Raw genomic sequence first — 12,241 nt, forward strand, 5'->3', positions numbered from 1 at the left:
GCGTCGCGTGGCTGTCGATAAGGCACGCATCGAAGCGGCCGTCGCCGATATCCTTGCTGCAATCGGTGAGGATGCCGGCCGGCCCGGCTTGGAATCGACCCCGCGCAGGGTGGCTGAGGCGTACGCAGAGTTCTTCGGCGGGCTCTCCCAAGACCCGCTTGAGCACCTGCGCGACACGGTTCCGGTCGGCCCTCTCACGGGCGAGCTGGTGCTGCTCCGCGACATCGAATTCCGGTCGATGTGCGAGCATCACCTGCTGCCGTTCGTGGGTCGCGCGCACATTGCATACCTCCCAGGTGATCGCGTTGTCGGTCTCGGGCGGCTCCCCGCCGTGGTCGACACGTTGGCGTCCAGGCCCCAGATGCAGGAACGGCTCACAGAAGAGATCGCCCAGGCGATCGACGACGGCCTGGCGCCGCGCGGCGTGCTCGTGGTGCTCGACGCCGTGCACGGCTGCGTGACCACGCGTGGCGCACGACAGACGAACAGTTCAACGGTGACCATGGCCACTCGCGGTGCGCTGCAGGACCCCGTTGCCCGCGCCGAGATCGTGGCGCTCATCGGACACTCGTCATGAGCCTGATCATGGGAGTGCTGAATGTCACTCCCGATTCCTTCAGCGACGGCGGCCGCTGGATCGAAACGGATGCCGCCATCCAGCACGGGCTCGACCTCCAGTCCGCTGGCGCAGACCTCATCGACATCGGCGGGGAATCCACCCGGCCTGGCGCCGGACGGGTGGCGCCGGACGAAGAGCAGGCGCGGATCATCCCCGTCATCACGGAGCTCTCCCGGCAGGGACTGATGATCAGCGTCGACACGCTCAATTCGTCGACCGCCCAAGCGGCAGCGGCTGCAGGTGCGCACATCATCAACGATGTGTCTGGCGGCCTGGCCGACCCGGCTATGGCATCCGTTGCCGCAGATACCGGGCTCAGCTTCATCGCGATGCACTGGCGTGCGCACGCGCAGGAGATGGACCGCGCGACCATGACGCAGTACGGCGACGTGGTCGTCGACGTGCGCGACGAGCTGTCGGCCAGGGTTGACGCGCTCGTGAGCGCCGGCGTCGCCACCGACCGGATCATCCTCGACCCGGGGCTCGGCTTTTCGAAGCTGACTGAGCACAACTGGGAGATCCTCGGCAGGCTGGGCGAGTTCGATTCACTGGGGCTTCCCGTGATGATCGGCGCCTCCCGCAAGCGGTTCGTGGCCAGCGTTCTTCCAGAGGGAGCGGCCGTGGTCGACCGCGATCTGCCCACCGCAGTGATCAGTGTTCTGGCCGCTCAGGCCAATGCATGGGCTGTGCGGGTACACGACGTTGCAGGGACGCGCGCGGCGTTGTCGGTGCTTGCGCGCGTCAGCTCCGTCAGAATGGACCTATGACCACCTCGCCCATCGCCGATTCCATCACGCTGACCGGCTTGCGGGTCAACGCCCACCATGGCGTCTACGACTTCGAACGCGAGAACGGCCAAGACTTCGTGATCGACGTCACCGTCTGGCTCGACTTCACCAGCGCTGCCGGCAGCGACGACATCGCCCAGACGATCCACTACGGCGAGCTGGCGGTCGAAGTGACCGAGGCCGCCCGCCACAACCCCGTCGACCTGATCGAGACGGTTGCCGAGCGTATTGCCGGCGTCGTGCTCGCCCACCAGGCCGCCCAGCGCGTGCAGGTGACGGTGCACAAGCCCAGTGCGCCCATCTCCGTGCCGTTCACCGATGTCTCAGTCCAGATCACCCGCGAGCAGGCCGCGCGTGAGCAGACCGCGTATGAGCAGGCATTGTCATGACGCCGATCCCGCGCCCCAACATTCGTATGAACCCCGCAGCAGGCCGAGCGGATGCCGGCACTCCAGTCATCCTGTCTCTCGGCAGTAACCTGGGCGATCGGGCCGCCATCCTCGACCAGGCCGTGCGCGAGATCTCAGAGATCGACGGGTTCGAGCTCACCGGCGCCGCGCCGCTGTACACCTCGGCTGCGCTCACGCTGCACGGCGTCGACCACACAGCGCCGAGCTACCTGAACTCAGCGGTCGCTGGCCGCTACACGAAAGACCCGCACGAGCTGCTGGCTGAGATCAACGCGATCGAGAACGACAACGGCCGTGTTCGCGCCGAGAGGTGGGGCAATCGCACCCTCGACGTCGATATCATCGTTTTCGGCGACCTGCAGATCGACGACGACGAGCTCACCGTGCCGCATCCGCGGGCGGCCGTTCGCGACTTCGTGCTCGTCCCCTGGCTCGATCTCGACCCGGATGCGCACCTTCCAGGCCTCGGACGGGTTGCTGACCTGCTCGCCCAGCTCGACATCACCATCGCACCATTCGAAGGGGTCGGCCCGTGAAACGCACCCACGCAACACCGCTGATCGCGCTGGCCCTCGCCGGTTTGGTCGTGGGGTTCCTGGCCGAACTCGCCGCGGCGTCGTTCGGTGTGCCGATCCTGGTGCCACCGATCAGTTTGCCGCTCACTCTCGCGGTGATCGGCATCCTCATCGTGATTGTGGCCTGGCCGGTACGAAGGTCGACGCGCGGCACGGGGAGAGCGCCCGTCAATCCATTCGTTGCGCTGCGGATCGCTGTGCTGGCGAAGGCGTCGAGCCTCAGCGGTGCGCTTATCCTCGGCGTCGGCCTTGGCATCGCCGTGTACATCCTGACCCGGTCAGTCGTGCCAGCCGTCTCCACACTCTGGCTGGCGATCGCTACGGCGGTTGGTGCTGCCATACTGCTGGCGGGTGGTCTCGTCGCTGAGCATTTCTGCACACTTCCTCCTCGTGACGATGACCACAATGACCGGGGAGAAGACGTTCGTGCCTGATAACTCGTTTGTGCCTGACAACCCGGTGGAGCGCTCGAACGACGGAGCGCCTGCCCACAACGCAGAACAGCCCACCGAGGCTGTGCACGCGGCGCAGCTCAACGACGCAGCGCAGCCGCACGATCCAGTGCAGCCGTCAGCACGTCTCGACCTGACCGACGTGAGCGAGTGGCGCCGCGTCTCGCCTAAATACCTCGTTGTTGAGGTCGTCGGCACGCTGGTCTTCGGCCTGATTGCGTGCGCGGTTGCAGCCTTCCTCTGGCTCGCCGCTGAACAGATCTGGGCACTCTGGGCCGGCAGTATCGTGGCAATCATCACCGTCGTTACCCTGGTGCTCGAACCGCGTCGACTGCGATCCATCGGTTACCAGCTGCGCGCAGACGACCTGCTCTTTCGCCGCGGCATCATGTTCCAGCGTTTCGTCTCCGTGCCGTACGGACGGATGCAGCTCGTCGACATCACCCGCGGCCCCGTCGCCAGATGGCTGGGGCTGGCCGACCTGAAGTTCGTCACGGCCGCCGCGGCAACCGGGGTGTCGATCCCCGGCCTGCCAGAGGCAGACGCAGAAGAACTGCGCGATCACCTCGTTGCCCTGGCCGAGAGTCGCCGGGCTGGGCTATGAGCGCCGTTGTCGACGGTGACTGGCACCGTCTGCACCCAGCGACCCCGCTGCTGCGCGGCGGAATCTTCATCGTCGCCGTGCTCGGTTTCGTCATCGCGAACCTGCGTGAACGCCTCGTCGACTTCTTCTTCGGTGTGCCGAACTACGAAGGCGACCCGATTGACGAGATCCTCAGGCGCGGCATCGTCGGATGGGTCCTGCTCGGCGTGGCCGTCGTGCTGGTCGTCATCCTCATCGTGTTCTACCTTTCCTGGCGGATGCACTCGTTCCGCGTGACCGACGATGTGGTCGAGGTGCGCAGCGGCATGCTGTTCCGCAGCCACCGCAAGGCCAGGCTTGACCGCATCCAGGGCGTCAATATCGTGCGCCCGCTGATTCCCCGGCTGATCGGCGCCGCACGCCTTGAGGTGAGCGTGGCCGGCCAGGACGCCAACGTGTCGCTGGCCTACCTGCGGTCTGCGTTAGCGGATGACCTGCGCCGCGAGATCCTGCGCCTTGCCTCTGGCGCCAGGCAGTCGGCATCCGCCCCAGCAGGGCACGCGGTGAGCGCGGCCGGCGCGGCGTTGCGGGCAGCGGCTACTCCTGGCGCTGCCGCTGACACCACCGCAGGAGCCGTTGCGGCCGACACCTCCACGGCCAGCCCGGCACCGGCCTGGCCGGCGTCATCCGACGACCAGGACGCGGCCGGCGGTGCTCCGATCGAGGCATCCGCAGCCCGGCACCCTGGCGACTTCGGCGCACGCGTGGGAGGCTTCGCCACCGACCGGCTGAACGAGTTCATCGCCCCAGAGCTCGACCCCGATGCCGCACCACCGGAATCCGTGGTGCGCATCCCGCCACTTCGCCTCCTCGGCTCGCTGATCTTCAGTCCATTCACGGTGTTCCTGGCCGCGGCGCTCGTCGCCATCATCGTGAGTGTGTCGACGGGAACCTCCGGCTGGCTGCTGATCGCGATCGTGCCTGGCATCATCGGCAGTGTCACGTTCTACTTCTCTCGATTCACCAAGTCGCTGCGGTACAGCATCGCCGGAACGCCAGACGGCGTGCGGGTCGGCTTTGGGCTGCTCTCCACCAGCAGCGAGATCCTGCCCCCGGGCCGGATCCACGCCATCGAGGTCTCGCAGCCCATCCTGTGGCGGCCGTTCGGCTGGTGGCAGGTGCGCATCAACACAGCTGGCCACTCCACGACCAGCGGCGCGGGCGGGCAGGCGAATACGACGACGCTCCCCGTCGGGACCGCCATTGATGTGGCGAAGGTGCTCGAGCTCATCCTGCCCGGCTACGCCGAAGAGGAGCAGCGCGCCCTCATCGCGAACGGCATGGTGTCGCCAGGCGGAGACGCCGATTTCATCAACTCCCCGCGTCGGGCTGCGTGGCTCCGGCCGTTCTCCTGGCGTCGCACGGGTTACACGATTTCACAGGGCGTCGCCATCGTGCGTCGGGGCGTCGTCTCCCGCGAACTGATCCTGGTACCGCTGGCGAGGCTGCAGAGCGTGCGCATCGACCAGGGTCCCATCGAACGGATGCTGCGCCTGGCCTCCGCTCACCTGCACACGGTCTCCGGTCCGGTGAGCGCCAGACTTCCCGTCATCGACGTCAGCGAAGCCGAACGCCTCTTCGGCCGCATCGCGGTCGGTGCGGTCGAGTCCGCTCACTCAGACACCAGTCACCACTGGTACCTGGATGACAGCACAACAATGAACACCCTGGAGTAACTCATGAACACCCGTCCCGGACGGCTGGGCATCGGCATCATCGGTGCCGGCCACGTCGGACCCATTCTCGGCGCCGCACTTGCCGGTGCCGGCCACGCCATCGTCGGCATCTCTGCGATCTCACGGGACAGCCGTGACAGGGCTGAGGCGATCCTGCCCGCCGTACCAATCCTGACCATCCCCGAGATCGTCGAGCGCAGTGAGCTGGTGATCCTGGCCGTGCCTGACGACCAGCTCGAGAGCCTGGTCAGTGGACTGGCCGCCGCTGGAACGTGGCAGCAGGGCCAGCTTGTGCTGCACACATCCGCTCGATTCGGCACGAACGTGCTGCAGCCCGCATTTGCAAGCGGCATCATCCCGCTCGCCATTCACCCGGCCATGAGCTTCACCGGCACCAGCATGGACATTGCGCGACTGACCGACAGCTACTTCGCCGTCACGGCTCCGACGCCCGTGCTGCCGATCGCCCAGGCGCTCGTTGTGGAGATGGGCGGCGAGCCCGTTGTGGTGGGCGAAGCGGATCGCGCGAGCTACGCGGAGGCGGTGGACACGGCGACCGCGTTCGCCACGTCCATCATCGACCAGGCGACGAACCTGCTGTCGGGCATCGGCATCGAACAGCCAGGCGCGGTCATCGCCCCTCTCGTGCGCTCTGCAATGGAGAACGCCCTCGCCCGCACCGATCACGACGCGATCGACAGGGCCGTGCTCGCGGAGCTCGCCGAATTCGGCAGCGCGGCCGGGAGCCTGGCACCCGATCCAGAATCACCAGAAACACCAGATTCACCAGAAACACCAGAAACACCAGAAACACCAGATTCAGAAACACCAGAAACACCAGATTCAGAAACACCGGAAACACCAGATTCAGAAACACCGGAGGACAAATGACCGCGCACCACACACCCGATGTGATCGGCACGATTGCCGAGCTGCGCCAGCGTATCCAGGAGGCCAGGGCAGCGGCCGTCGCCGCCGGTCAGCCAGGACGGGTTGCGCTTGTCCCGACCATGGGCGCACTGCACGACGGCCACCTGTCGCTGGTCGCGCGAGCGCGCGAGCTCGGCGACATCGTTGTGGTGTCCATCTTCGTCAATCCGCTGCAGTTCGGTGACGCCGCCGACCTTGACCTGTACCCGCGCACGCTCGACGCCGATGTGGAGAAACTCTCCGCGTCCGGTGTCTCCTTCGTCTTCGCGCCAACGGCTAGGGAGATGTACCCGAACGGTGGGGGCGGCACCACGATCACGGCCGGCCCCGTCGGATTCCTCTACGAAGGCGCGTCACGGCCAGGACACTTCGATGGCGTGCTCACTGTCGTCGACAAGCTCGTGAAGATCGCCGGAGCGGATGTCGCCGTGTTCGGCCAGAAAGACGCCCAGCAGGTGTTCCTCGTGCAGAGCATGGTCGCCGACCTCAACACCCCAGTGCAGATCGAGGTCGTCCCGATCGTGCGGGAGCACAATGGGCTCGCGCTGTCGAGCCGGAATGCCCGGTTGAGTGACGTGGAACGAGACGGTGCGCTCGCACTCTCTGCGGGCCTGGCTGCGGCATCCGCTCGCCGCGGAAGCGCTGCAGAAGCGCTCGAAGCCGCCCATGCGGTCATTGATGCGCAGCCACTGGTTAAACTGGACTATCTCGTTGTTGTGCATCCGGAGACGTTCCTGCCGGTTGACGACGATTATCGGGGGCCTGCTCGCATGCTGGTCGCCGCGCTGGTCGGAGGCACGCGCCTCATCGACAACGCTGATCTCGACCTCACCTAATCACGACAACCGCTGGTTCAGGGGCCACCCTGCCCCTGATACCGACCGACGGAGAACCGCATGAGCGACACGAACAACACGCCTTCACAGCCGACCGAGCCCGAATTCACCGAGGCGGAGATCTCGGAGCAGAAGGCCGTGCGACTGGCCAAGCGGGAGCGGCTGAACGCCGCGGCGACCTCGCTCGGCGGCGGCGCGTACCCGGTCTCAGTGCCGGTGACCGACACCATTCCCGCCGTGCGTGCCCGCTACAGCGACCTTGAAGCGGATGCCACCACCGGCGAAATCGTCGGCCTCGCCGGCCGCGTGGTGTTCTTGCGCAACACCGGCAAGCTCTGCTTCGCGAGCCTGCAGAGCGGTGACGGCAGCCGCATCCAGGCCATGGTGTCGCTCGGCGAAGTGGGCGAAGAGTCCCTCGCAGAGTGGAAGGCGCTCGTCGACCTGGGCGACCACGTGTTCGTCTCAGGCGAGGTCATCTCCTCCCGTCGCGGCGAGCTGTCGATCATGGTCAAGGAGTGGCAGATCGCGGCCAAGGCCGTGCTGCCGCTGCCGAACCTGCACTCGGAGCTGAACGAGGAGACGCGCGTTCGCAGCCGCTACCTCGACCTCATCGCCCGCGAGCAGGCACGCTTCAACGTGATCGCCAGGTCGAAGGCTGTCGCAAGCCTCCGCGCCACGTTCACCGCTCTCGACTTCATTGAGATCGAGACGCCGATGTTGCAGGTCATGCATGGTGGGGCATCCGCTCGCCCGTTCAAGACGCACAGCAACGCGTTCGACACCGAGCTGTTCCTGCGCATCGCGCCTGAGCTGTTCCTGAAGCGCGCCGTGGTCGGCGGCATCGACCGGGTTTACGAGATCAACCGCAACTTCCGCAACGAGGGCGCGGACTCCACACACTCGCCGGAGTTCGCGATGCTCGAGGCCTATGAGGCATACGGCGACTACAACTCGATCGCCGACCTCACCCAGAAGCTGATCCAGGATGCCGCAGTCACCGTCTCAGGCAGCCACGTCGTCACGTGGGCCGATGGCACCGAGTACGACCTGGGCGGCCAGTGGGACCGCATCAGCATGTACGACAGCTTGAACGCCGCTGCCGGCACCTCCTTCACGCCGGAAACCCCGATCGCTGAGCTCAAGGCACTCGCAGAGCGCGAAGAGCTGGAGATCGACCACCCCATCCACGGCAAGTACATCGAAGAGCTCTGGGAGCACTTCGTCAAGGGCGACCTCGTGCGCCCCACCTTCGTGATGGACTTCCCCGTCGACACCAGCCCGCTCGTTCGCGGACACCGGACTCTGCCTGGCGTTGTCGAGAAGTGGGACCTCTACATCCGCGGCTTCGAACTGGCCACCGGCTACTCGGAGCTCGTCGACCCCGTCATCCAGCGCGAGCGCTTCGTCGAGCAGGCACGCTTGGCCGCCGGGGGAGACCCTGAGGCGATGCGCCTCGACGAGGAGTTCCTGCGCGCACTCGAATACGGCATGCCGCCGACCGGCGGAATGGGCATGGGCATCGACCGCCTGCTCATGGCGCTGACCGGCCTCGGCATCCGCGAAACTATCCTGTTCCCCCTGGTGAAGTAGGTCATGATGAGCTTCTTGCGTAAAGACGATTTCGAGCCCGAGAAGAAAAAGGGCGACGGATCCGGCGACGGCGAGAAGAAGGGCCCATCGATGAATCGGATCGCGATCTGGGTCGTCGTCGGCGCTGTCGGCCTGTACATGCTGGGCTCAGGGCTGATCGGCATCCTGAGTAAATAGCGGCCGGCGACCGCCGCCCCTGGCGGCGTCGCATCTGGCTTTGCGGCATCCGCTCGGCTGTGACCAGTTCGGCTGCGGATTGCGGGCTGCGGGCTGCAGACTGTGGGCTGTGGGCTGTGGGCTGTGGGCTGTGGGCTGTGGGCTGTGGGCTTGCTGCGGCGTGCGGAGCCGTTTCGTCGTGCGCGTAGCGAATACAGGACGAATCGAGCATCTGTCACCGAATACAGGACGGATCGCGCTCTCTGCGGCAATGTTTCCTGTTTTGGCGACGGGCGGATCCGCGCAGCACCCGCACCCGCACCCGCACCGGCACCGGGGGCGCGAGCATGCGTCCTCCACACCGCGCGGAGCAGTCCCGCTCCTGTCGTTCCTGTAGCGAATACAGGACGAATCGAGCATCTGTCACCGAATACAGGACGGATAGCGCTCTCTGCGGCAATGTTTCCTGTTTTCGCGACGGGCAGATCCGCGCAGCACCCGCACCGGCACCCGAACCTGCACCCGAACCCGCACCCGNACGGATAGCGCTCTCTGCGGCAATGTTTCCTGTTTTCGCGACGGGCAGATCCGCGCAGCACCCGCACCGGCACCCGAACCTGCACCCGAACCCGCACCCGCACCGGCACCCGAACCCGCACCCGCACCCGAACCCGCACCAGCACCCGCACCCGCGCCGGGGCGCGAGCACGCGTCCTCCACACAGTGCGAGCTGTGCGCTGTGCTCACACTCCCGAGCGCCCTGCGTGACGAGGGGGCAAGCCGGGCGAATATCGACGGATGCAGCGCTCACTCAACCAGGACATGCTCCGATTCGGGAATCTCGCTACGAGAGCCCAATTGCGAAACCTCGGGCATACCGACCGAAATATTCGCAACGCACTTGCCGCACGGGAACTGTGGCCGCTCGGGCGCAGCTGGGTAGCGTGCCGCAACGCTGACGGGCCGGCGATGCGAGCGGTGGTGTTGGGAGGACGTCTCGGAGCGGCATCCGCTCTGCGCAGCTACGGCGTATGGATTACGCGATCGCCAGGGCTCTGGGTGGCGTCGCCACAGAGGGCAAGCAGACTTGCCCAGCCGGGGCCGGGTGAACACCGATTGTGGGTACGAGAGTTCTTCCCAGTCACCGATGAGCGGCTCTGGCGGATGTCGCTACGAGACTCGCTCGCCCAGTATGCGCGAATTGCGTCGGCCGACGACACGATCGCCGCTTTCGACAGCGCGTTGAAATCAGGCATCCTGCGGGAGCGCGACCTCGCCGACGTCCTCGAACGGCTGCCGCGAAGATGTCGGCGGTTGGCCCAGCGGATGAATCGGCGCGCAGAGTCTGGGCTGGAGACGCTGCTGCGGCTCGCTGCCCTGGCCGAGGGATGGAACGTCGAGGTGCAGGTATCGATCAGCGGCGTTGGCCGGGTGGACTTGGTGATCGACGGCTGGCTCGTAATCGAGACCGATGGCGCCGAGTGGCACGACGACGAGACCTCACAGGACGAGGATCGCCGACGAGAAGCGCAACTAGTCTTGCGCGGCTACCGATGGCACCGATTCCGCTACAACCAGGTTCTCGAGCAGATGCCGCTATGCATCGAGGTCATCCGCACAATCCTTGCCAGCGGTCGCCCTGTGACGCCGGTCGGGGCGTAGCGAAAACAGGACGAATCGAGCATCCGTCACCGAATACAGGACGGATCGCGCTCTCTACGGCAATGTTTCCTGTTTTCGCGACGCCTGTTTCGGTGGCATCCGCTCTGGTTCGAGCGCGCCAGCCCTGCCAGCCCCGGCAGCCCCGTAAAAAGGGGCCAAGCGGCCGCCAGCAACGCACAGGAAACTACGCGTATCCTTAGAGTGTTATGGACAATTTTTGGGCTAATGCGCTGTGGTCACTTGCACCGACCGTCCTTGTCGGGCTGACCTTCTGGGTGATCATGCGTGCGATCGTGCATGCCGATCGTACTGAGCGCAAGGTCTACGCCGAGGTTGAGGCCGAAGAGCGCGCGCGCCTCGGGCTCGACAAACCCGCCGCCTAGGCCTGCATGGACGGCTGGGACATCACGACCATTGCCATTCTGGTCGCGCTTTTCATTGATTTTGCTGTTCGTGTTGTCGCCGTCATTGTCGTACCGCGCAACCGCCGCCCCACATCGGGCATGGCCTGGCTGCTTGCCATCTTCTTCCTGCCGTACATCGGTGCCATCCTCTTCCTGCTGATCGGATACCGGACGCTTCCGAAGAAGCGCCTGCAGAAGCAGGACCAGATCAACCAGTTCATCCTCGACAGCACGGATGGCATGGAGCGCGTCAGGCGCGATCACCCGTGGCCGATATGGCTGGAATCCGTTGTCGAGTTGAACCGCAACCTCGGCGCGATGCCGCTGGTGGGCGACAACACCGCCAGCCTGCTCAGCAGCTACGAGGGCACGTACAACGCGATGATCGACGACATCAACAAGGCCAAGAAGTTCGTGCACGTTGAGTTTTACATCATCTCCTTCGACAAGACGACGGCGCCGTTCTTCGACGCCCTCGAGAACGCGGTGAAACGTGGCGTGACCGTTCGTGTGCTGTTCGATCACTTGCAGTCGATGCGGCAGGTGGGGTATCGCCGTACGCTGAAGCGCCTGGACCGCGCCGGCGTGAAGTGGGAACTGATGCTGCCGATCCAGCCGCTCAAGGGCAAGTGGCAGCGCCCGGACCTCCGCAATCACCGCAAGCTGCTCATCGTCGACGCTGCGGTCGGCTACATGGGGTCGCAGAACGTCATCGACCGCACGTACAACTCACGCCGCAACCGCCGTCGGGGCCTGAAGTGGAAAGACCTGATGACGCGGGTCGAAGGCCCGATCGTTGCCGGACTGAACGCCATCTTCATCACCGACTGGTACAGCGAGACGAACGAGCTGATCACCCGGAGCGTTGAACCTGTCGGTCCTCGCAACGTGCCAGACGCCATCGACTGCCAGGTGGTGCCGAGCGGTCCAGGGTTCAAGGGCGAGAACAACCTGCGCCTCTTCCTCGCGCTGCTCTACTACGCGCAGGAACGCATCATCATCACCAGCCCGTACTTCGTGCCAGACGAGTCGATCATGTACGCGATCACCACGGCCACCCAGCGCGGGCTGCACGTGGAGCTCTTCGTCTCGGAGATCGGTGACCAGGCCCTCGTCTACCACGCGCAGCGCTCGTACTACGAAGAGCTGCTGCGTGCCGGCGTCAAGATCTACATGTACAAGGCGCCGTACATCCTGCACGCCAAGCACTTCACGATCGACGACGAAGTCGCCGTCATCGGCTCGAGCAACATGGACATGCGCTCGTTCAGCCTCAACATGGAGGTCTCGCTGATGGTGCGCGGCAAGTCATTCGTGTCTGAGCTGCGCGCCATCGAAGACGGTTACCGGGCCGACAGCCGTGAACTCACGCTCGACGAGTGGATGAAGCAGCCGTTGCGCTCCACAGTGCTCGACAATCTGGCGCGCCTGACCTCGGCCGTGCAGTAGCCGAAGCGCCGAGAGTCGCCGTTTGTGCCGAGAGTCGCCGTTGTAACGGCG

14 protein-coding genes are annotated in these 12,241 nt (G+C 65.5%); all 14 read left to right on the forward strand.

Annotation, left to right across the window (positions count from 1 at the left end):
- Positions 1-7 precede the first annotated feature (7 nt).
- Entirely contained in the window at positions 8-577 is a 570-nt protein-coding gene (folE, locus tag AC25Y4_RS11000; RefSeq protein ID WP_488120425.1) for a GTP cyclohydrolase I FolE, read from the forward strand.
- Complete coding sequence (folP, locus tag AC25Y4_RS11005; protein ID WP_488120426.1) at positions 574-1,386, forward strand: dihydropteroate synthase; 813 nt, start codon at positions 574-576, stop codon at positions 1,384-1,386. Before folE ends, folP begins: the two co-directional genes overlap by 4 nt.
- Entirely contained in the window at positions 1,383-1,796 is a 414-nt protein-coding gene (gene folB / locus AC25Y4_RS11010; protein ID WP_488120427.1) for a dihydroneopterin aldolase, read from the forward strand. The genes folP and folB overlap by 4 nt, the downstream gene beginning before the upstream one ends.
- Positions 1,793-2,353 (forward strand): 2-amino-4-hydroxy-6-hydroxymethyldihydropteridine diphosphokinase, encoded by a 561-nt coding sequence (gene folK, locus AC25Y4_RS11015; RefSeq protein WP_488120428.1) that lies wholly within the window; start codon positions 1,793-1,795, stop codon positions 2,351-2,353. The genes folB and folK overlap by 4 nt, the downstream gene beginning before the upstream one ends.
- On the forward strand, positions 2,350-2,826 hold the full coding sequence (locus tag AC25Y4_RS11020) for a DUF3180 domain-containing protein (protein ID WP_488120429.1): 477 nt from the start codon (positions 2,350-2,352) through the stop codon (positions 2,824-2,826). Before folK ends, AC25Y4_RS11020 begins: the two co-directional genes overlap by 4 nt.
- Before the next feature lie 127 nt (positions 2,827-2,953).
- Complete coding sequence (locus tag AC25Y4_RS11025; RefSeq protein ID WP_488120476.1) at positions 2,954-3,448, forward strand: PH domain-containing protein; 495 nt, start codon at positions 2,954-2,956, stop codon at positions 3,446-3,448.
- Positions 3,445-5,163, forward strand: coding sequence for a PH domain-containing protein (locus AC25Y4_RS11030; protein WP_488120430.1), 1,719 nt, complete (start codon positions 3,445-3,447; stop codon positions 5,161-5,163). Before AC25Y4_RS11025 ends, AC25Y4_RS11030 begins: the two co-directional genes overlap by 4 nt.
- Positions 5,164-5,166: 3 nt before the next feature.
- Positions 5,167-6,054: a Rossmann-like and DUF2520 domain-containing protein gene (locus AC25Y4_RS11035; protein ID WP_488120431.1), complete on the forward strand. Its 888-nt coding sequence runs from the start codon at positions 5,167-5,169 to the stop codon at positions 6,052-6,054.
- Entirely contained in the window at positions 6,051-6,929 is an 879-nt protein-coding gene (gene panC, locus AC25Y4_RS11040; RefSeq protein ID WP_488120432.1) for a pantoate--beta-alanine ligase, read from the forward strand. Before AC25Y4_RS11035 ends, panC begins: the two co-directional genes overlap by 4 nt.
- Before the next feature lie 60 nt (positions 6,930-6,989).
- Positions 6,990-8,519 (forward strand): lysine--tRNA ligase, encoded by a 1,530-nt coding sequence (gene lysS, locus AC25Y4_RS11045; protein WP_488120433.1) that lies wholly within the window; start codon positions 6,990-6,992, stop codon positions 8,517-8,519.
- Positions 8,520-8,522: 3 nt separating this feature from the next.
- Positions 8,523-8,696, forward strand: coding sequence for a hypothetical protein (locus AC25Y4_RS11050; protein ID WP_488120434.1), 174 nt, complete (start codon positions 8,523-8,525; stop codon positions 8,694-8,696).
- Between the two features lie 1,143 nt (positions 8,697-9,839).
- Entirely contained in the window at positions 9,840-10,337 is a 498-nt protein-coding gene (locus AC25Y4_RS11055) for an endonuclease domain-containing protein (RefSeq protein WP_488120435.1), read from the forward strand.
- A gap of 206 nt (positions 10,338-10,543) precedes the next feature.
- A complete protein-coding gene (locus AC25Y4_RS11060; RefSeq protein WP_488120436.1) occupies positions 10,544-10,720 on the forward strand; it encodes a hypothetical protein in 177 nt (58 codons plus the stop codon).
- 6 nt (positions 10,721-10,726) lie between these two features.
- Complete coding sequence (cls, locus tag AC25Y4_RS11065; protein WP_488120437.1) at positions 10,727-12,190, forward strand: cardiolipin synthase; 1,464 nt, start codon at positions 10,727-10,729, stop codon at positions 12,188-12,190.
- The last annotated feature ends 51 nt before the right edge of the window (positions 12,191-12,241 follow it).

This window comes from Leifsonia sp. Y878, from assembly GCF_057669685.1.

What these genes read in the sequence shown, in the direction of transcription:
- AC25Y4_RS11060 (WP_488120436.1), top strand. Translation starts at nt 10,544, where the DNA reads ATGGACAATTTTTGGGCTAATGCGCTGTGGTCACTTGCACCGACCGTC.
- lysS (WP_488120433.1), top strand. Translation starts at nt 6,990, where the DNA reads ATGAGCGACACGAACAACACGCCTTCACAGCCGACCGAGCCCGAATTC.
- cls (WP_488120437.1), top strand. Translation starts at nt 10,727, where the DNA reads ATGGACGGCTGGGACATCACGACCATTGCCATTCTGGTCGCGCTTTTC.
- AC25Y4_RS11055 (WP_488120435.1), top strand. Translation starts at nt 9,840, where the DNA reads ATGTCGCTACGAGACTCGCTCGCCCAGTATGCGCGAATTGCGTCGGCC.
- panC (WP_488120432.1), top strand. Translation starts at nt 6,051, where the DNA reads ATGACCGCGCACCACACACCCGATGTGATCGGCACGATTGCCGAGCTG.
- folP (WP_488120426.1), top strand. Translation starts at nt 574, where the DNA reads ATGAGCCTGATCATGGGAGTGCTGAATGTCACTCCCGATTCCTTCAGC.
- AC25Y4_RS11030 (WP_488120430.1), top strand. Translation starts at nt 3,445, where the DNA reads ATGAGCGCCGTTGTCGACGGTGACTGGCACCGTCTGCACCCAGCGACC.
- AC25Y4_RS11050 (WP_488120434.1), top strand. Translation starts at nt 8,523, where the DNA reads ATGATGAGCTTCTTGCGTAAAGACGATTTCGAGCCCGAGAAGAAAAAG.
- folB (WP_488120427.1), top strand. Translation starts at nt 1,383, where the DNA reads ATGACCACCTCGCCCATCGCCGATTCCATCACGCTGACCGGCTTGCGG.
- AC25Y4_RS11035 (WP_488120431.1), top strand. Translation starts at nt 5,167, where the DNA reads ATGAACACCCGTCCCGGACGGCTGGGCATCGGCATCATCGGTGCCGGC.
- folK (WP_488120428.1), top strand. Translation starts at nt 1,793, where the DNA reads ATGACGCCGATCCCGCGCCCCAACATTCGTATGAACCCCGCAGCAGGC.